Annotated in this window: 17 protein-coding genes; 14 read left to right on the top strand and 3 right to left on the bottom strand. The window is 61.6% G+C overall.

Features of this window, described 5'->3' with window-relative positions; all coding sequences use genetic code 11:
* Positions 1 to 50 precede the first annotated feature (50 nt).
* On the top strand, positions 51 to 281 hold the full coding sequence (locus tag C8C93_RS21235) for a helix-turn-helix domain-containing protein (protein WP_121421570.1): 231 nt from the start codon (positions 51 to 53) through the stop codon (positions 279 to 281).
* A 15-nt stretch (positions 282 to 296) separates the two neighbouring features.
* The gene (locus C8C93_RS21230; RefSeq protein WP_121508200.1) at positions 297 to 824 is read left to right on the top strand and encodes a Clp protease N-terminal domain-containing protein; all 528 of its coding nucleotides are present in this window, start codon (positions 297 to 299) and stop codon (positions 822 to 824) included.
* Between the two features lie 6 nt (positions 825 to 830).
* Here the strand turns inward: C8C93_RS21230 and C8C93_RS21225 are convergent, their stop codons facing one another.
* Positions 831 to 1,343, bottom strand: a complete 513-nt coding sequence (locus C8C93_RS21225) for a MarR family winged helix-turn-helix transcriptional regulator (RefSeq protein WP_121421572.1) — start codon at positions 1,341 to 1,343, stop codon at positions 831 to 833.
* 141 nt (positions 1,344 to 1,484) lie between these two features.
* Between C8C93_RS21225 and recA the strand changes: the two genes are divergently transcribed.
* Both recA and recX read left to right on the top strand, forming a co-directional pair.
* Positions 1,485 to 2,561 carry a recombinase RecA gene (gene recA / locus C8C93_RS21220; RefSeq protein ID WP_121422935.1) on the top strand — a complete coding sequence of 359 codons (1,077 nt, stop codon included), beginning with the start codon at positions 1,485 to 1,487 and terminating at the stop codon, positions 2,559 to 2,561.
* Between the two features lie 82 nt (positions 2,562 to 2,643).
* On the top strand, positions 2,644 to 3,123 hold the full coding sequence (gene recX, locus C8C93_RS21215) for a recombination regulator RecX (protein ID WP_121508199.1): 480 nt from the start codon (positions 2,644 to 2,646) through the stop codon (positions 3,121 to 3,123).
* 43 nt (positions 3,124 to 3,166) lie between these two features.
* Here recX and C8C93_RS21210 read toward each other — a convergent pair whose 3' ends face one another.
* Together C8C93_RS21210 and argC are read right to left on the bottom strand one after the other, a co-directional pair.
* Entirely contained in the window at positions 3,167 to 5,860 is a 2,694-nt protein-coding gene (locus C8C93_RS21210; RefSeq protein ID WP_121508198.1) for a chemotaxis protein CheW, read from the bottom strand.
* A 163-nt stretch (positions 5,861 to 6,023) separates the two neighbouring features.
* Positions 6,024 to 6,956: an N-acetyl-gamma-glutamyl-phosphate reductase gene (argC, locus tag C8C93_RS21205; protein WP_055394578.1), complete on the bottom strand. Its 933-nt coding sequence runs from the start codon at positions 6,954 to 6,956 to the stop codon at positions 6,024 to 6,026.
* Positions 6,957 to 7,171: 215 nt separating this feature from the next.
* Between argC and sucC the strand changes: the two genes are divergently transcribed.
* From sucC to tfpZ, 10 genes are all read left to right on the top strand, one after another.
* Complete coding sequence (sucC, locus tag C8C93_RS21200; protein ID WP_121508197.1) at positions 7,172 to 8,332, top strand: ADP-forming succinate--CoA ligase subunit beta; 1,161 nt, start codon at positions 7,172 to 7,174, stop codon at positions 8,330 to 8,332.
* A gap of 15 nt (positions 8,333 to 8,347) precedes the next feature.
* On the top strand, positions 8,348 to 9,244 hold the full coding sequence (gene sucD, locus C8C93_RS21195) for a succinate--CoA ligase subunit alpha (protein WP_056056609.1): 897 nt from the start codon (positions 8,348 to 8,350) through the stop codon (positions 9,242 to 9,244).
* Between the two features lie 360 nt (positions 9,245 to 9,604).
* Positions 9,605 to 12,235, top strand: a complete 2,631-nt coding sequence (locus C8C93_RS21190) for a CHASE2 domain-containing serine/threonine-protein kinase (RefSeq protein ID WP_121508196.1) — start codon at positions 9,605 to 9,607, stop codon at positions 12,233 to 12,235.
* 17 nt (positions 12,236 to 12,252) lie between these two features.
* Positions 12,253 to 13,041 carry a Stp1/IreP family PP2C-type Ser/Thr phosphatase gene (locus tag C8C93_RS21185; RefSeq protein WP_121421578.1) on the top strand — a complete coding sequence of 263 codons (789 nt, stop codon included), beginning with the start codon at positions 12,253 to 12,255 and terminating at the stop codon, positions 13,039 to 13,041.
* A 44-nt stretch (positions 13,042 to 13,085) separates the two neighbouring features.
* The gene (locus tag C8C93_RS21180; RefSeq protein WP_121421579.1) at positions 13,086 to 13,739 is read left to right on the top strand and encodes an FHA domain-containing protein; all 654 of its coding nucleotides are present in this window, start codon (positions 13,086 to 13,088) and stop codon (positions 13,737 to 13,739) included.
* 63 nt (positions 13,740 to 13,802) lie between these two features.
* Positions 13,803 to 16,064 (top strand): CHASE2 domain-containing protein, encoded by a 2,262-nt coding sequence (locus C8C93_RS21175; RefSeq protein ID WP_121508195.1) that lies wholly within the window; start codon positions 13,803 to 13,805, stop codon positions 16,062 to 16,064.
* A gap of 12 nt (positions 16,065 to 16,076) precedes the next feature.
* Positions 16,077 to 16,877: a 3',5'-cyclic-nucleotide phosphodiesterase gene (locus C8C93_RS21170; protein ID WP_121508194.1), complete on the top strand. Its 801-nt coding sequence runs from the start codon at positions 16,077 to 16,079 to the stop codon at positions 16,875 to 16,877.
* Positions 16,878 to 16,923: 46 nt separating this feature from the next.
* Entirely contained in the window at positions 16,924 to 17,808 is an 885-nt protein-coding gene (locus C8C93_RS25615; RefSeq protein WP_305000496.1) for a pilin, read from the top strand.
* A 78-nt stretch (positions 17,809 to 17,886) separates the two neighbouring features.
* The gene (locus C8C93_RS21160) at positions 17,887 to 18,459 is read left to right on the top strand and encodes a pilin (RefSeq protein WP_305000495.1); all 573 of its coding nucleotides are present in this window, start codon (positions 17,887 to 17,889) and stop codon (positions 18,457 to 18,459) included.
* Between the two features lie 42 nt (positions 18,460 to 18,501).
* Entirely contained in the window at positions 18,502 to 19,266 is a 765-nt protein-coding gene (gene tfpZ / locus C8C93_RS21155; RefSeq protein ID WP_147433793.1) for a TfpX/TfpZ family type IV pilin accessory protein, read from the top strand.
* The last annotated feature ends 306 nt before the right edge of the window (positions 19,267 to 19,572 follow it).

Genomic DNA, 19,572 nt, shown 5'->3' with positions numbered 1-19,572 from the left:
GTCGTCAACATGGGTTGACGATAGAGATATTCGTCAACTATAGTTGACGAATGCAAGCGCCACCCGCACTCCCCTCACCCGACAACCCCGAGGCCGCGCTGGCTGCCGTAGTCGCCTTGCGGCTGATGGCCGACCGGCTGGAAGCCGCCGCCGTGGCTGCGGCGCTGGAGCAAGGGTGGTCGTGGGCACAGATTGCCCAGGCCCTGGGCGTGAGCAAGCAGGCAGCGCACAAGCGCCTGTCACCCCACATGCCCCAGGCCCCACAGCGCCCCCGTTCTTGAGAAGGAGTTATCACCATGTTTCGCCAATTGCAGCACCGCTTCCAGAGCATGCGCACCCTGAGCCGCCTGTGCACCGGCGCCGAGGCACATGCCCGCGCAAGCGGCCAAGCCGCACCGGGGGCAGAGCATTTTTTGCTGGCCGCCATCGACCTTCCCGACGGGTCGGCCCGGCGTGCGCTGGAGAGCGTGGGCGTCGCACCCGCCGCCGTGCGGGATGCGATCGAGCAGCAGTACCGCGATGCGCTACGCAGCGTGGGGCTGGATGCAACCCTGCCGCAGGCGCCAGCCCTCGCGCCACCGGCCCCAGGCCTCTACCGGGCACAGCCATCGGGCCAGGAGGTCATGCAGACGCTGGCGCGCTCCCGCAAGAGCCAGGGCGGCCCCCTTCTGGGCGCCCACGTGGTGGCAGCCGTGGCCACCATGCCGCACGGCGTGGCGGCACGCACGCTGCGTGCCATGGGCATTGACGCTGACCAGCTGGTGGAAGCGGCGCAGGCCCAGGTGTCAACGGCAACAGCAACCGCAACGGGTACAGCCGACTAGCCGGGTTCAGCGCATCAACATGCCCGCCCCATCGCCGCCCGCATAGGCTTCCAGCCCAATCGCCACCACAGTGGCCACGTCATGGCCCACTTCGGCCCGGAACTCGGCCTCCGCCTGCGCCACAGCATCGCGAAACGCCTGCAGCCAGGCCAACCCCGTGGACGTAAAACACACGCGGCGGGCGCGCGCGTCCAGCGGGTCGGCCTCGCGCGTGACCAGGCCCCAGGCCTCGCACTGGTCCACCAGGTTGGCCATGGCCTGCTTGGTCATGCCCGCGCGCAGGGCCAGGTCGGTCAGTCGGTCGCCCTGCAAGGCCAGATGCCGTGTGATGTGCACATGCGCGGCCGTCACCTGGTCGCGCGCCGCCAGGTTGGACAGCGCCAGCGGCACCTCCACATTGCGCGCCATGAGCTGCAGCACGCGCGCGTCAAAACGCCGCATGGCGTGGCCGAACAGGCGACCCAGGTGGGTCTGGCGCCAGCCGTCTTCGGCAGGGGATGGAAGGGGCGAATCAGGCATCACCGAATTGTCAGGCAAACTGACTAAATTATCCTTGAAGACCTTACAACGGCTCGCATAAACTACTGTTCAAGCATCCAGCCTGTGATTAACCGCAGAGCGATGCAAGCATCCAACCTGTTGTTTTTCAAGGAGTTTCTCATGGACGTCGCAGTCAAAGGCACCAACCCCGCATTGCCCGTGAACACCGAAAAGGCCAAGGCCCTGGCCGCTGCGCTCGCCCAGATCGAGAAGCAGTTTGGCAAGGGCACGATCATGCGCCTGGGTGAAGGTGAGGTGATCGAGGACATCCAGGTTGTCTCCACCGGCTCGCTGGGCCTCGATATCGCGCTGGGCGTGGGCGGCCTGCCCCGTGGCCGTGTGGTCGAGATCTATGGCCCGGAATCGTCGGGCAAGACCACGCTCACGCTGCAGGTTATTGCCGAGATGCAGAAGCTGGGCGGTACCTGCGCGTTTGTGGATGCCGAACACGCGCTGGATGTGCAGTACGCCCAGAAACTGGGGGTGCAACTGTCCGACTTGCTGATCAGCCAGCCCGACACCGGCGAGCAGGCGCTGGAAATTGTGGACAGCCTGGTGCGCTCCGGCGCCGTGGACCTGATCGTGGTGGACTCGGTCGCCGCGCTCACGCCCAAGGCCGAAATCGAAGGCGAGATGGGCGACGCGCTGCCCGGCCTGCAGGCCCGCCTGATGAGCCAGGCGCTGCGCAAGCTGACCGCCACGATCAAGAAGACCAATTGCATGGTCATCTTCATCAACCAGATCCGCATGAAGATCGGCGTGATGTTCGGCTCGCCCGAAACCACCACCGGCGGTAACGCGCTCAAGTTCTATGCCTCCGTGCGCCTGGATATCCGCCGCACCGGCACCATCAAGAAGGGCGACGAAGCCATCGGCAACGAAACCAAGGTCAAGGTGGTCAAGAACAAGGTGAGCCCACCCTTCAAGACAGCAGAGTTCGACATCCTGTTCGGCGAAGGCATCAGCCGCGAGGGCGAAATCATCGACATGGGCGTGACCGCCAAGATCGTGGAAAAGAGCGGTGCCTGGTACGCCTACAACGGCGAAAAAATCGGCCAGGGCCGCGACAACGCGCGTGAGTTCCTGCGCGAGAACCCCGACCTCGCCCGCGAGATCGAGAACAAGGTGCGCGAAGGCCTGGGCATTGCGCTGCTGCCTGGCGCACTGCAGGCCCCTGCCGCCACTGCGGACGAGTGAACTCCGAAGTTTCAAGCAAAATTGGCTGCTAGCGCTTGATTGGCAAGCGCTAGCAGCTATCAAATTTGAAGCAAATAGATTCATGGGGTTCACCACGCTCTCGCTCAAGGGCCGGGCCCTGCGCCTGCTAAGCCAGCGGGAGCATTCCCGCAGCGAGCTGGCCGCCAAGCTGGCGCCCCATGCAGAGAGCCCCGAGGAGCTGGCCGCCCTGCTGGACCTGCTGGTGGAGCAGGACTGGCTGAGCGACCAGCGCGCGGCCCAATCCCTGGTGCACCGCCGTGGCCCCCGCCTGGGTGCAGCCCGCCTCGTTCGGGAACTGCGCAACCGGGGAGTGGCCGATGAGCTGGTGCGCGAGGCCACGGCCCCGCTGCTGACCACCGAGGTGCAGCGTGCCCGGGAGGTATGGCAGCGCAAGTTTGGCCAGGTGCCGCTGGACATGAAAGAACGCTCGCGCCAGGTCCGCTTCCTGATGGCACGCGGCTTCACGATGCATGCCATCCAGAAAGCCATTGGTGGCGATACGGACGGCGACACGAATGACGAGAACCCTTGCGCCACCTGACCCAACCTGGCAGCGTCCGCAAGCTAGGCCAGGCCAGGCCCGGTCAGCGCTGTGTTGTCAACTCTGCAGAGGTACTGCTGGCTGAGGGTGCCGCAAGCACCTCGGGTGGCAAGGGTACCCACCGGGCATCCAGGCCATTGGGGTCCACCACATACACGATGGCCTGGCCCGAGCCTCGGTCGCTCAGGATGCCCGTGATCCATGGGGCATGCGCAGACACGCTGCCGGGCACTGGGTGCACGCTGTCCTGCGACACCACGCCCACCAGACGCTCCACCAACAGCACCACCGGGCGGCCCTGGCTCTTGACCACGACCGCCACGGCCCGCCGAGGGTCGGCCAATGCAGACAGGCCCGCAATGCGGCAGGCGTCATAGGCGGGCGCCATGCGGGTGCCGCCTTCGTGGGCAATCTCCAGCATGCCGGCCAGCTGCGCCGGGCCCGGCACCTGCACCAGGCGCGCGGCCGACATGGCCTGCTGCACGTGCATGCTGTCAATGGCCAGCAGCAGGGCGCCACAGGCCACCACACCATAGCGGCGTACATTGCCGCCCGCCCCCTGCACAGATGACTGCGGCAAGGCCAGGGCACCGCCGCTGGCCACGGCGGGCTGCACGGGCATCAGCAATACGGAGTACACGGGTTCTCGGTATCCATCGTCGCGCTTGAATTCCCGGTATCCGGTGCTGACCGCCACACCCGCCAGATAGTCCCGCCCTTGCCAGTGCACGCGCTGCGCGGTGGCGGGCAGGACAGACGCAGTCGCCGCAGAGGACGTTCGTGCGCCTTGCCCGGGCTGCCGCCCTGCAGCCGCTGGTGGCACTGCGGCCCGTGCAATATCCGCCACAAAAGGCAATACAGGTTGCGCACCGCCCTGAGCGGCATCCATGCCATCCTCGTCTGCGCTGGCTAGCACGCGCCCCTGCGCATCGGTGAAGAAGCCGCGCATGCCCTGGCCCTGCGGCAGTGCGTCGCGCAGCATGGCCTTCAGCTCGGTGGCGCAGTTGAAGGCCAGCGCGATGCCGCCCACCACCGGGCCGCCCGGCGCAGCGCGCAGCGCGGCGCAGTACACATAGGCGGGCAAGCCATCGGCCAGCGCCTGGGGCTGCATGGGCGACACGGCATAGGCCTGCGAACCTTGCAAGGCCAGGGTGCGCCGGACCAGGTCGGCATCCAGTTGCAGGTCGGCGGGCAGCGTGTTGGCATCGCAGGACACGGCCACCACGAGCCCCTGGCGGTCAAACAGCGCCACGCGCCGGTACACCGTGTAGAGGCTGTTGAGGTGCGCGAGGATCTGTGCCGCGCGCTGTGCTGCAGCGGCTGATTGCCCGGGCACGCCCCGCGCCTGGATGTCACCCAGCGCATGGGCCAGTTCTTCGGACAGCGCCCACCAGCGGCAGTCGTTGGCACGTTCGTAGAGATTGCGGTCCATGATGCGGACCGCCAGGCCGGCATGGGCCTTCATCTCGGCGCGGCGCCCTGCCAGTAGCAGTCCGCGCAGTTCCTGGATGGCACCGTCGAAGACGGCAATGGTGTCCTTGCCCGTACGCCCGATCTGGTCAAACACGGCATGGATCGACGAGCCTGCGCTCACCGCCGATTCGGCCACCTTGCCATTCCAGATCACGCGGGTAAGCCCTTCTTCGATGGCGCGGGCGCGTTCCACAATGGCGCGCAGCATGGGATCATCCACCTCCATGCGCGCCGCTTCAGCCGTCGCCGGCGCGCCACCGCCCCCTGCAGACTCCTGCATACCTTGCTCGCCCTTGAACGCCGCATCCAGCCGCACCAGCGCCACCGCCCGCCAGGGCAGGCCTTGGTAGCCCTGGTAGCCCCGGGTGGTGCGCGCCTGCGCCAGGTAGTCGTGGCCCCGGTGGGTGCAAGGGCGGGCGTCAAGCGACTGCAGAGAGCCAGTGGCCAGGACCTCGCCCACCGAGAATTCAGCGGGCTTGCTGGACGCAATGACACGGTCACTGCCATCCACGAGCAGCAGCGCCACGCGGTCCTCGGGGTCGCGCAGGTCGGCAAAGATCGACTCCAGCTCGGAATGGAGTCCAAAGCGCAGCACCACGGCCCCGCAGGCGCGCCCCTGCGCCGATACAACGCGGTGCACATACAGCAGCAGATCGCCTTCGCCGGGATACCAGCCCGAGGCACCGTAGTGCTCGCCATAACCGGGCCTGTCCATCGCACCCCGCCACCACGATGGCTCCTGCACAACCAAGGCCTCGGTCACCTGCCGGTCTTGCAGGCCCAGCAACGGATGGGCACAGGCATCCAGCAGCAGGATGTCGTCATAGACGGTGTATTTGGCGCGGTACTCTTGCAACCGCTGGCGCAGCAGCGTGGCGGCATCGGGGTCGCCTTGGACTGCCGCAGCCTCCACAAAAGCCACCAGCGGTCCATCGGTGGCGATGAAGCCGACATCGGCCGTGCGCTCGAAAAGGTTGCGCACCAGAATATCGATGGCCACCTGGGCGCGGGACGCCAGGTCGCCCATGCGGTTGCTCAGGTGGGTGGTGGCAATGTGCTCCACCATCTCCTGGGCCAGCGTGGCGAACGCGGTACGCGTCTGGTCCAGTGTATGCAGGAAACCCGCCGCCTCGCCCGGGCACACGATGCGTGCAGTGGTGTCGATGACCTCCCAGCGAAGATCCAGGCGCTGCAACGCAGCTTCGAGCTTCTGCAGCGACCGCATCTGCGGCGCCACGATGTCATAAGACAGTGGAAAACCCATCAGCCCCCCCAAACATACGGCGTGCGCCAGTGGGCCTGGCGTGGTCAGCGGTCTGGAATCAGCTTAAACGATTCCGCCGGGGACGCCCATAGAAAAAACGCGCCAGGTCTGGCGCGTCGAAAACCTGCCGGGCAGACAGGAGGGTGGGGAAACCCGTAGCGGTTCAGAGACCGAGCATCAGCTGCAGGTTCTGCACTGCGGCGCCGCTGGCACCTTTGCCCAGGTTGTCCAGGCGCGCGATGACCACGGCCTGCCGGTATTGCTCGTTGGCAAACACGCGCAGCTCCAGCCTGTTGGTGTCGGTCAGCGTGTCGGCGGCGAGCTTCAAATCATCGGTGGGCGGCAGTACGCTGACCCACTGCTCGGGCGTGTTGGTGCGGCTGTAGTGACCGGCCAGCGCGTCGTGCAGGTCGCTGGCCTTGGGGGCTCCGGGCAGCAGGTCCAGGTGCAGCGGCAACTGCACCAACATGCCCTGGCGGAAGTTGCCCACGGCGGGGATGAACACCGGGCGGCGTGTGAGGCCGGTGTAGCGCAGGATCTCGGGAATGTGCTTGTGCGTCAGGCCCAGGGCGTAGGCCTCATACGGCGCTGCAGTGCCTGCCTCGTACGCTTCGATCATGGTGCGGCCGCCGCCGGAATAGCCCGACACCGAAGGCAAGCTCAAAGGGTAGTCCGCAGGGATCAGGCCGGCGTCCACCAGCGGGCGCAGCATGGCAATCGCGCCCGTGGCGTAGCAGCCGGGGTTGGAGACACGGGTGGCGTCGCGCACCGCCTGCGCCTGCGATGCAGCGAGTTCTGGAAACCCGTACACCCAGCCATCGGCCGTGCGGTGGGCCGTGCTGGCGTCGATCACCTTGACCTTGCGGCCCGAGCTGCGCTCGATCTCGTCCACCATGGCCACGGTGTCGCGCGCCGCATCGTCGTGCAGGCACAGCACCACCAGGTCGACCCCCGCGATCAGGTCGCGTTTGGCGGCCGGGTCTTTGCGCAACTCGGGCGCAATGCTGACCAGCTCGATCTGCGGCATGGCCTGCAGGCGCTCGCGGATCTGCAGGCCCGTGGTACCGGCTTCGCCATCGATAAAGACTTTGGACATGGAGGTGCTCCTGCAAAAAGGCGGCAGCGGCTGCCGGAATAGAAAAGAGAAAAAGGGGGAATGGGAAGGCTACCAGCCCAGCCCAGGGTGTAAGTTAGGCACAAGGATGGTGCGTTGCAACATGATACAGTCGCGGGTTGCCATGTCCCAAGCCCGCGGCCAGACATCTGTTCATGGTAAACGGGTAACTACCACCCTTCCCTGAGAGAGACCTCATGAAGATTCACGAATACCAAGGCAAGGAAATCTTGCGCAATTTTGGTGTGCCCGTTCCGCGTGGCATTCCCGCATTCACGGTGCAAGAAGCCGTTGAAGCAGCCCAGAAGCTCGGCGGCCCCGTGTGGGTGGTCAAGGCCCAGATCCACGCCGGTGGCCGTGGCAAGGGCGGCGGCGTGAAGGTTGCCAAGACCATTGACGACGTGAAGGCACGCGCCAGCGAAATCCTGGGCATGCAGCTGGTCACGCACCAGACGGGCGCTGAGGGCCAGAAGGTTCGCCGCCTGTACATCGAAGACGGCGCCGACATCAAGAACGAACTGTATGTGTCGCTGGTCACCGACCGCGCCACGCAAAAGGTCGCCCTGATCGCTTCGAGCGAAGGCGGCATGGACATCGAGGAAGTGGCCCACTCCACCCCTGAGAAGATCATCACCGAGATGATCGACCCGCTGACCGGAATCACCGAAGCGCAGAGCCGCAAGGTGGCAGCAGCCATCGGCCTGACCGGTGCATCGATCGATCAGGCCGTGGACATCTTCGCCAAGATCTACAAATGCTACATGGACACCGACGCGTCGCTGGTGGAAATCAACCCCCTGAACTGCGACTCCAAGGGCAACCTGATGGCCCTGGACGCGAAGTTCAACTTTGACGCCAACGCGCTGTTCCGTCACCCCGAAATCGTGGCCTTCCGCGATCTGGACGAAGAAGATCCAGCCGAAGTCGAAGCCTCCAAGTTCGACCTGGCCTACATCAGCCTGGACGGCAACATCGGCTGCCTGGTGAACGGCGCGGGCCTGGCCATGGCCACCATGGACACCATCAAGCTGTTCGGCGGCGAGCCCGCCAACTTCCTGGACGTGGGCGGCGGTGCCACCCCCGAGAAGGTGACCGAAGCCTTCAAGATCATGCTCAAGAACCCCAAGGTCGAAGGCATTCTGGTCAACATCTTCGGCGGCATCATGAAGTGCGACACCATCGCCACCGGCGTGATCACCGCCTGCAAGGCCGTGAACCTGAACGTGCCGCTGGTCGTGCGCATGAAGGGCACGAACGAAGAGCTGGGCAAGAAGATGCTGGCCGAGTCCGGCCTGCCCATCATCGCTGCAGACACCATGGCCGAAGCTGCGACCAAGATCGTTGCTGCCGTCAAGTAAGCCCGGAGAACACACATGTCGATCTACATCAACAAAGACACCAAGGTCATCACCCAGGGCATCACGGGCAAGACTGGCCAGTTCCACACCGAAAAGTGCCAGGAATACGCGAACGGCAAGAACTGCTTCGTGGCGGGCGTGAACCCCAAGAAGGCGGGCGAGTCGATCTTCAACATCCCGATCTACGCCTCCGTCAAGGAAGCCGCCCAGCAGACCGGCGCCACCGTGTCGGTGATCTACGTGCCTCCAGCAGGCGCAGCGGATGCGATCTGGGAAGCCGTGGAAGCCGACCTGGACATGGCCATCTGCATTACCGAAGGCATTCCGGTCAAGGACATGCTGATGGTGCGCAACAAGATGAAGGCCAAGGAAGCCGCAGGCGGCAAGAAGACGCTGCTGCTGGGCCCCAACTGCCCTGGCCTGATCACGCCAGACGAAATCAAGATCGGCATCATGCCCGGTCACATCCACCGCAAGGGCCGTATCGGCGTGGTGTCCCGCTCGGGCACGCTGACGTACGAAGCCGTGGCCATGCTGACCGAAGTCGGTCTGGGTCAATCGAGCGCTGTGGGCATTGGTGGCGACCCCATCAACGGCCTCAAGCACATCGACGTGATGAAGGCTTTCAACGACGATCCAGACACCGACGCCGTGATCATGATTGGCGAAATCGGCGGTCCTGACGAAGCCGAAGCCGCCCAGTGGTGCAAGGCCAACATGAAGAAGCCTATCGTGGGCTTCATCGCTGGCGTGACGGCCCCTCCCGGCAAGCGCATGGGCCACGCTGGCGCGCTGATCTCTGGCGGTGCCGACACGGCCGACGCCAAGCTGGCCATCATGGAAGAGTCGGGCTTCATCATCACCCGCAATCCTTCGGAACTGGGCAAGCTGCTCAAGGCCCAGCTGAAGTAAATCTCGCTGCGCCCGTCCGCGTCACCGCGGACACCTCGGGCTTGAGGGCTCGCAGAGGAAGGCGAATTCCAAAAAAAGCGCCCAGAACCAACGTTCCGGGCGCTTTTTTGCATGGGAAGACCAAAGTGTGCCTGGGTGGCTCGTCGCGTTAGGGTGACAAAAATGGCACACCCGATTCACGCATCCTGCCTGCCCCGACAAGAACCGCCATCGAATCCTCGATGAACCACCCATCGCATGCGGTTCGGGGTCACACCAAGCCCCCGGCAGCCCCGGCTTAAATATTGCTTTGAACAGCTCTCAATACAGAGAGTGGAATATCAGCAAGTGGGACGAACAACCTCGGGGCGGTGGCTTGGCATGTGGCGTACCGATGGTTTGCGGGGCGCATTGGCTGCGGCGGTGCTGGTTGCACTGTGCGCAGCCACGGGTGTGTTCCAGTGGCTGGAGTACCGCGTGTATGACGCTGCGACCAGCATCCACACGCCAGCCCCGTTGCCTGAAATTGCCATCATTGGCATCGACGATGCCAGCCTTGAAAGCTTGGGCAACGGCCCCTGGTCACGGGATGTCTACGCCAAGTTGATCGACCAGCTTTCGGCGGCTGGCGCCAAGACCATTGTCCTGACCCCGTCTTTTGCCGAACCCCAGTCCGACCGTGGCCTTGCCTACCTTCGCAAAATGCGGGACACGATGGCGCGGGCGGGGGACACATCCCCGCTGGCGACGGAGTTGAGCCGCACCGTAGACGAGGCGGAGAAGGCTCTGGATTCTGACGCGCGCCTGGCCGCCAGCATCCAACGGGCCGGCAACGTATTCCTGGCTTCGCGCTACACCCTGGCGGGCGGTGCCCGCACGCCGCTGCCCGCCTATGCGCACCGCAGCGTTTTGCCGAACCCTGCGAGCTTTGCGATCCCCGCCACATCGGCGCAAAACCCGGTCGCTGGGATCGGTTCGGTGGCGGCAGGCGTTGGTCATCTTTCGGTCGCCCTGGACGAAGATGGTCACCTTCGCGGCATTCCCCTTCTGCTGCGGTACGACGACGTCGGCGTGCCCTCCTTGGCCTTGCTCGCGGCGAGGCACAGTCTGCACCTGGGCCAAAACGAACTGCGGGTTCAGACGGAGCCTCAGGGCATTCGCATGGGTGGGCTGCACGTTGTGACCGACGGTTCGGCGGTGATGCATCCGCGATTTCACGCAGCGCCGGACGGTGCCTCCGCATTCCCTGTGGTGTCTTTTGCCCAGGTATCCAGCGGCAAGATTCCGCCGCAGGACTTCAAGGACAAAGTGGTACTGGTGGGTGAGACAAGCAACGCGCTGGTCACCCCGTGGGTCCAGTCCGGCGCGCGCACGATGTATCCCGTGGAGATGCTGGCGCAAACGCTGTCGGCCATACGGCTGGGCCTCGGGGTGCAACGACCTGAGTGGGTATGGACGGTGTCCTGGGGCAGCGCACTGGGAGCATTGCTCTTTGTTGCGCTGGCCCTTCCGAGACTCTCTCGTCCATCCGGGGGAGTGCTGGGCGCAGGGCTCCTGCTCCTGCTCGTCGCCACTGAGTGGGGCCTGCTGCGTTACGCAGGGTTCTGGATTCCTTTGGCGCCCGGCGTGCTGGCTTTGTTGGGAGGCATCACAGCCTTTGCCGTGCTGGGCAAGCTCAGCGCAAGAGGTACGCCCCCATCAGCGGAAACCGCCGAAACCGATCGCATGATGGGGCTTGCGCTGCAAGGGCAGGGCCAATTGGACATGGCCTTCGAGCGCTTGCGCCGAGTGCCGCCCAGCGATGCCCTGATGGACAACCTGTACCACCTGGCTCAGGACTTTGAGCGCAAGCGCAACTTTGCCAAGGCCAAGTCCGTCTACAAACACATCCTGCAGCACAACAAGGGATACAAGGATGCCCATGCACGGTACAAGCGTGTGCGGGCGCACTTGCAGAAGGAAACTGGCGCCCCGTCCAGCACACCCGCATCGATTCCCCCCACCCCAGCGCCGCGCCTGCCAGGTGATGCCGCAACCGGCATACCGATGCTGGGCCGCTATCAGATAGACAGGGAGATTGGCAAAGGGGCAATGGGCGTGGTCTACCTGGGAAGAGACCCAAAGATTGGACGCGTGGTTGCCATCAAGACCCTCGCGCTCGGCGAAGAGTTCGAGGGCGACGCACTCATCGACGCCAGAGCCCGGTTCTTTCGCGAGGCAGAAACAGCGGGGCGCCTGCAGCACCCCTGCATCGTGACGATCTTTGATGCTGGCGAGGAACACGATCTGGCCTACATCGCCATGGAGTTCCTCAAGGGCGCAGACCTGGCGCGGGCCTGCCATGCTGGGCATCTTCTACCGGTGGCCACGGTGCTTTCCATCGGAGCACGCGTTGCCGAGGCGCTGGACTACGCCCACGCACACAACGTGGTGCACCGCGACATCAAGCCTGCCAACATCATGTTCGACGCCGCCACGGATGCCGTGAAGGTGACGGATTTTGGCATTGCACGCATCACGGATTCCAGCAAGACACGCACAGGACTGGTTCTGGGAACCCCGAGTTTCATGTCACCGGAACAACTCGCAGGCAAGAAGGTAGATGGCCGGTCAGACCTCTACTCATTGGGTGTCACGTTGTTTCAGCTGATGACGGGCTCGCTGCCGCTGCGCGGGGAGTCGATGACGGAGCTGATGCACAAAATCGCCAACACGGAGGCGCCCGACATTCGGCAGCTGCGTCCCGAGCTTTCCCCCGCTGTGGCGCGCGTGGTGGCCCAGGCCCTTCAGAAACGCCCGGAGGCCCGGTACCAGACGGGCCGGCAATTTGCCGCCGACCTGCGGCTGGCGGGCGTGGCAGCCGGACAGGCGGGATCGCCGGAGCCGGGAGCAGTCGTCTATGATGCGGACCGCGATGCAACAGGGCATGAAATGGCGGATTTTCAGAGTACCGTGATGGAGCAACCCGCTGGGCGGGGCGCGGCGTTCCCGCCGATTTCAGGCGCCCGATGACGCTCGCCCCAACATCCATGACCTACGAATTTTTCGCACGCACCGACAAAGGCCGCGTGCGCACCAACAACGAAGATGCGGTGGCGGTCGACCGGGATGCTCAGGTCGCCATCCTCGCTGATGGCATGGGCGGATACAACGCTGGTGAAGTGGCAAGCGGCATGGCCACCACCTTCATCCGCACCGAGATGGCCCGCTGGTTGGGGCAAGCCGGCAGCACCCCCCAATCGACCGACGTGCGGCGAGCCCTGGAGATCTGCGTCGAGAACGCCAACCATGCCATTCTGGGTGCCTCGCTTTCCAACCCCCAATATGCGGGAATGGGCACCACCCTGGTGGTCGGGGTTTTCCACGGCAGCCGCCTCATCCTCGGGCATATTGGCGACTCCCGCTGCTATCGCCTGCGCGATGGCACCCTGCAACAGATCACACGTGACCACTCCTGGCTCCAGGAACAGGTGGATGCCGGCCTGCTTACAGCGCAGCAGGCCGCGCTGTCGTCCAATCGCAATCTCGTTACCCGTGCGCTGGGCGTAGAGCCCAATGTCATGATGGAAGTCAACGAGTTTCAGGTGGCCCCCAATGACTTGTTCCTAATGTGTTCAGACGGCCTCACGGACATGGTCGCTGACTCAGACTTGGCGGAGCTGGTGCGAACACCACTGCCTTTGGAGGAAAAAGCCACATTGCTCATCGACACTGCCAATGCGAACGGTGGGCGTGATAACGTCAGCGTACTGCTGGTGCAAGCGGCTGCGGGGGGCAAGAAACGCGGCCTTATGTCCCGATTGCTAGGGGCCGCGTAAGTGGCGCCGACAACAACAATTACTCATCACATCAGGAGTGGATCATGCCCAGAATGATCGTTTCAATCGACGGGGTTGTCATCAAGGAAGTGCAACTGACCAAAGAGCGCACTACGCTCGGCCGCCGCCCTTACAACGACATCGTGATCGATAACCTAGCCGTGAGCGGCGAACATGCCGTCATTCACATGGCAGGCCAGGATGTGGAAATTGAAGACCTGGGGAGCACCAACGGCACCTACGTCAACGCCAAGGCTGTCAAGCGCCAAGAACTGCGCAATGGCGATACCGTTGAGGTGGGCAAGTACAAGATCCGTTTCCTGCACGAGGCTGAAGGGCAAAACTTCGAGAAGACCATGATCTTCAAACCGGGAATGGTGCCTCCGTTGGGCACGGCCTCCCGGCCTGCCCCGCTGGGTGCTGCCACTGCCCCGCCCATCTCCGGGGTCATCCGTGTGATGTCTGGTGCCGCTGCGGGGCGGGAAGTGTCGCTGCAAAAGGTGGTTACCACCATCGGCAAACCTGGCGTTGCCGTGGCCTCCATTACCAAGCGGCATCAGGGCTTCGTGCTGGCCCATGTCGAGGGTCCCGACATGCCTCTGCTCAATGGCGCTTCCATCGGCACATCTCCTGTACCTCTCAAACACGGTGATCGGCTGGAGTTGGCAGGTACGGAAATGCAATTCGAACAAAGCTGACGGCCGCACCCGGGCCTCGCGCCCCATCTGGCAATTCATCTGCCGACCTTGTCGCCGGAACCCATGCAATCCAGACTTTTGCATCTGTTCCGACGGCACGCTCGCCGCACGGCAGTCACCCTGATTCCGTTAGCGTTTGCACTGCTGCACATTTCAGGCGCCCTTCATCTCCAGGTGCTGGAGCGGCTCGAAAACATCATCTACGACACCCGGCTGCGTGCGACCATGCCGCGTACGCTGGATGAGCGTATCGTCATCGTGGATATTGACGAAAAAAGCCTTGATAGGGTGGGGCATTGGCCTTGGGGACGGGACAAGCTTGCTGCTTTGACGCAAGAGCTGTTTGAACGGCAACAGGTCGCGCTGGTGGGGTTTGACGTCCTCTTCGCCGAAGCAGACGGAAGCTCAGGCCTCGCAAACCTGGAGCGGTTGGCCAAAGGGCCTTTGCGGGCGCAGACAGGCTTCAAGGAACAACTGGCGCGCCTGGCTCCCACTCTTGACTACGACGCACTCTTTGCCCACGCTCTGCAAGGCCGACCTGCGGTTCTAGGCTATTACTTCACCAGTGACCGGGACGGGAGAACAAAAGGTGTTTTGCCAGCACCCGCCTTGCCCGCAGAACGACTTCGCGGCCTACCGTTGCAGGCAACCACCTGGGGAGGTTACGGCAGCAATATTGAAGAGCTGGCGCACGCCGTGCCCGCTGCGGGCTTCTTCAACTCCATCACCGATGACGATGGCGTCGTCCGATCCCTACCGTTGCTGGCGGAGCATCAGGGAAAGTACTACGAATCCTTGGCCTTGGCGATGTACCGTACCCTGCTCGACCAGCCGGAAATCCATCCCCACTACGCCCATGCCAATCCAGAAGGGAAGCACGACATACTCCAGAGCATCGTGCTACGCCAGGATGGCCGCGATTTCGCGCTACCGGTGGACACACGGCTTGCAACCTTGATCCCCTTCCGCGGCCCGGGTGATGTAAATGGCGGGTCATTCCGCTACGTGTCCGCGTCAGACGTTCTGGAGGGCAAACTGCCAGCCAACAACCTGCAAGGCCAATTGGTTCTGGTGGGCTCGACAACCCCCGGCCTGCTCGACCTGCGTGTGACCCCCGTAGGCCGCACCTATCCCGGCGTGGAAACCCACGCCAATATGCTGTCCGCCTTTCTCGACGGCAAAAGCATCGTGCGACCCGACTACGCGGTGGGCTTTGACGCTGCACAACTGCTCTGCGCAGGTGTTTTGCTGGCCGTCGCCCTGCCCGCGCTGTCAGCCACCTCGGCAGTGCTTCTCAGCGTGGGGGTGGTTGCAACGCTGGCAGGCCTCAACCTATGGCTTTATCTCGCCCAAGGCTTGGCAATGCCACTGGCGACGGTAATCGTGATGGCGGTACTGGCATTTGCACTCAACATGGTCTACGGCTACTTTGTGGAAAGCCGATCCAAGCGGGAACTGGCTGCGCTGTTTGGCACTTACGTGCCACCCGAGTTGGTGGACGAGATGGTCAAGCAGCCCGAAAACTACAGCATGCAGGCCACCAGCCGCGAACTGACCGTCATGTTCTGCGACATGCGGGGGTTCACCGCCATGTCAGAGCAGATGGAGCCCCTGCAGCTGCAAGCTCTGCTCAATGACGTGTTCAGTCAGCTGACCCACATCATTCGCAGCCACAGGGGCACCATCGACAAGTACATGGGGGACTGCGTCATGGCGTTTTGGGGAGCGCCGGTGCCAACCGCAGAACACGCGCAACTCGCAGTGCAGGCAGCGTTGGACATGGAGCGTGCGGTTGAGCAGATCAACCTGTTGCACCGGGAGCGCGGGCTTCCGGAAATCGGTATTGGCATAGGGCTTAACACCGGCGCCATGTGCGTGGGCGACATGGGTTCGGACATCCGCCGCAGCTACACGGTCATCGGCGACGCGGTGAACTTGGGGTCTCGCCTGGAAGGCCTGTCCAAGTACTATGGCGTGCGTACCGTGGTGAGTGAATCCACCCATGCCCAGGCACCGGATTTCATCTGGCAAGAGCTGGACCTTGTGCGCGTCAAGGGCAAAGCCCAGGCTGTGGCTATCTATTCGCCAGTTGCCCCGCTGCAGACCGGAATGCCGCGCAAAGTGGAGGAATTGTCCATATGGAAACACTTCCTGGAAGCCTATCGCGCCCAGGACTGGGCACAATGCGGCAAACTGCTGGTGAACTTACAGCAAACTACCGCGCCCTCCACCCTCTACGAACTGTATGCCGCCCGAGTACAAACCATCCAGGGGCAGACCGTCGATCCCGGATGGGACGGCGCCACCAATTTCGACACCAAATAGACAGGTTGGCCCATGAAGGTTCGTGTGCTGGGCTGCTCCGGAGCCATCGCTAAAGATTGCCGGACTACGTCCTTCCTCATCGACGATAACATTCTGGTCGATGCGGGTACAGGCGTGGGCGACCTGACCCTGGACGAAATGCGAAAGATCGACCATGTGTTTCTTACCCATTCGCACCTGGACCATATTGCTGCGCTGCCGCTGATGTTGGATGCGGTCTCTTCCTTGCGCAACTCACCAGTGGAGATTCACGCCCTGCCCGCCACCATTGACGCCCTTCGCACGCACATTTTCAATAACGTCGTTTGGCCAGACTTCGGGTCTATCCCCTCAGCAGACAAACCTTTTGTTCGCTTTTGCCAATTGGAAACCGGCGAACAGCGCACCGCCGCCGGAGTTTTGGTCGAAGCACTGCCCGCCGTCCATACGGTGCCTGCGGTGGGCTACGCAATCCAAGGAAGCTCGGGCTGGTGGGCTTTTAGTGGAGACACTGAACGCAACCCCGCCTTCTGGCAGCGCGTGAACCAGTTGCCGGTGGTCATGTTAGTCATCGAAACCGCATTCGGTAACCGTGAAAGCGCCCTGGCCCGCCGAAGTCTGCACCTGTCGCCACACACCCTGCTAATGGAACTACAGTCTTGCGAGCAGCAAGACTGTCAGGTGTACATAACCCATACCAAACCAGCGGAAACAGAAGTCATCTTGCGGGAAATTCGCAGTCTGCTGGCAACCAATCTTTTGAGTACTGGCTCCGATAGCAAGGCATCCGTCGATATTGGCTGGCTGCGGGCCGGTCAGGAGTTTGCGATATAGCACTGATCGTGACATGCGCACAGTGCGCAGATCCGGATTTCACATCATGGCCTCTGGCGCCAAAATGCTTTGCGTCAAACGAAAATCGAATTTTCCGGATATTACCCAACACGGAGAACTCCTAATCTTGTTACATGCTTCCGAAGGGCCGCGAGATCCGCATGAAACGCATACAAAAGAAGCACTTGGTGACACTCTTGCGCGGACAAAAATGTCAACCGAGCCTACAGGTGTGAACCTCTATCAGGCTCACCCCCATCCCTCGTATGCTTGTTCGCCAGCAGCGCTGTTGCAGAAGGCCCCCAAGGGCTGGCACGATAAATGCTGCATCAGCACAGACCTGGAGAATCCTTCTGCAGGTTGTTCGTTTGCAATCGACCTCCGAGGAGTTTATATGAAGCGTTTCATGCAAAAGGGTTTCACCCTGATCGAACTGATGATCGTGGTAGCGATTATTGGTATCTTGGCAGCGGTGGCCTTGCCTGCCTACCAAGACTACACCGTGCGAGCACGCGTGGTTGAAGGAATTAACGTTGGTGGTGGCGCTAAAAAATTGGTTGAGACGGATGCCCAAACCGCTGCGGAACTGGCTGCTTTGGCGTTGGCATACAACGCTCAGGCCGGTGGCGTTGGCGCGACCACCAAGTATGTGACGAAGGTCAATATTGATGGCGGTACTGGTGAAACCACCATCACCTTCAACAATGCCAACATCGGTGCAATTCCTGCGAACTCCACACTGGTGTACACCCCCTACATCCGCCTTGGTGCCACGACGCCTCAACTGGCGGCTGCGCTCAAGGGCACAGATACTGGTTCCATGGATTGGGGCTGTTCATCTGATGCAAACGCCGTGTCGGCTGGTCGCGGTCTTCCTGCCCTGACCAAGGGTACTCTGCCTGCGAAGTACGCCCCTAGCGAGTGCCGTTAATCTCCGCATTGGCATACCGATGTTGAGCAAGGGGCCTTCGGGCCCCTTTTCTTTATGCATATCTCTGGGATCGAGACGATGTTTAAAGGAGGATTTATGAAGTTGATTTGCACTTGTGAGGTGAATCGCAGCGCTGGGTTCACCTTAATCGAGTTGATGATCGTCGTGGCGGTGGTTGGACTGCTTGCGGCACTTGCACTTCCCGCATATCAAGACTATGTGGTACGAACCAGAGTCGTAGAAGGGTTGGCATTGGGGGAGGATGCGCGCAATGTAGTGGCAACGGCGGCAGTCACCCAGGCCGACTTGGCCGCATCTGCGACCACGTTCAATGCGCAAGCGGGCGGGAATGGTGCGGTGTCCAAATATGTGAGCCGGGTTCAAATCAATAGTGTGACCGGCCAGGTCACTATCGTATTCAACTCCACTGCAATTGGCGCGATACCGCCGAACTCAAGCTTGGTGTATGCGCCCTATATTCAGGTAGGCGGCGCCCCCGTCCAACTCGCGCCAGCGCTCTCAGGCTCGCAGACTGGCAATTTGGATTGGGGATGCGCTTCAACGACCAATGCAGTTGCCAGCGCTCGGTTGCTGCCAGCATTGAGCTTGGGGACTCTGCCCACTCGCTATGCACCAAGTGAATGTCGGTGAATTGTTTCTGGGTTTTTGTGATAAATCGCTATGAGTGTTAGGTTGAATTCGCTTTGGGTGATTCGTTGCAAGGCTGCTGGTGTTCATTTTTTATGCTCGCTGGTTGTTCTTTCGGCTGCGGCTTTTGTTCTATTCTTTGAGTGGTTCCCCTATCCATATTGGAGCTTGGCAGGTGGAAAGCGACTCATAGAAATTATTTTTATGGTGGATTTAGTACTGGGTCCACTGCTGACTTTGCTTTTGTTTGATGTCAGAAAGACCAAGCTCGCTTTGGCATTGGATATGGCCCTAATTATCATATTGCAGATTGGCGCAATGTCGTACGGACTGTATTCCGCCTTCGTTGCTAGACCAGTGTACTTGGTTTATGAAGTTGATCGATTTGTAGTTGTGACCGCCGCTGATGTGGATCCCAATGATCTTGTTAAAGCAGAATCTGACTTTCAACAACTACCCCGACGAGGTATTAAAAAAATTGGGGTTCGTGACCCACAGTCTGCGAAGGAGCGTGCGGCGTCTTTTGAGTTGGCGTTAGCTGGAAAAGATGTGTCGCTGAGGCCAGACTACTGGAAGCACTTTGACGAAGCAAGCAAGCAGCAATTGCGGCAGAGGATGCGTAGCCTTGCAGAATTGGATGCTCGTGGTGAGAGTGAAAAAAAATTGGTGAGCGATTTTCTCAAAGAGCATAAGGAACGAATCGATGCGCTCTATTACATCCCTGTTGTATTTCGCGACCAGGTCTGGTCAGTCGTTTTGGTTGAATCAACTCTCGAAATTGCAGGATATTTGCCAATTGATGGTTTTTGATCAGGACATGCTTCAAAAACTCTTACACAACATGGGCTATAGGCGCTCACAACATTAGTTTTTAAGCCTGTTGTGTATGCAAATGCATACCAAGGTTATTTTGGCGATCGACTGTTCTGAAGTTTGCAGAATTTCCGCTTTACATTGGGCTTAGTGCAGAAGTTAATTCACGATAAATACTTAATTGTGCGGCAAAAACTCATGTTCGTTGCTAGCACCATCACTGGCCTCGACAGAAACAGCCTCACTGGTAATGCCCAATGAGGCCATTCAGATTGGCTATGGCGCTCCATTCGCATTGTGAGC

Origin of the sequence: Acidovorax sp. 93 (assembly GCF_003633835.1) — a bacterium.
Lineage (GTDB): Bacteria > Pseudomonadota > Gammaproteobacteria > Burkholderiales > Burkholderiaceae_C > Acidovorax > Acidovorax facilis.
Note: the sequence above shows the minus strand (reverse complement) of the source record. Positions and strands in the feature narration are given on the sequence as shown.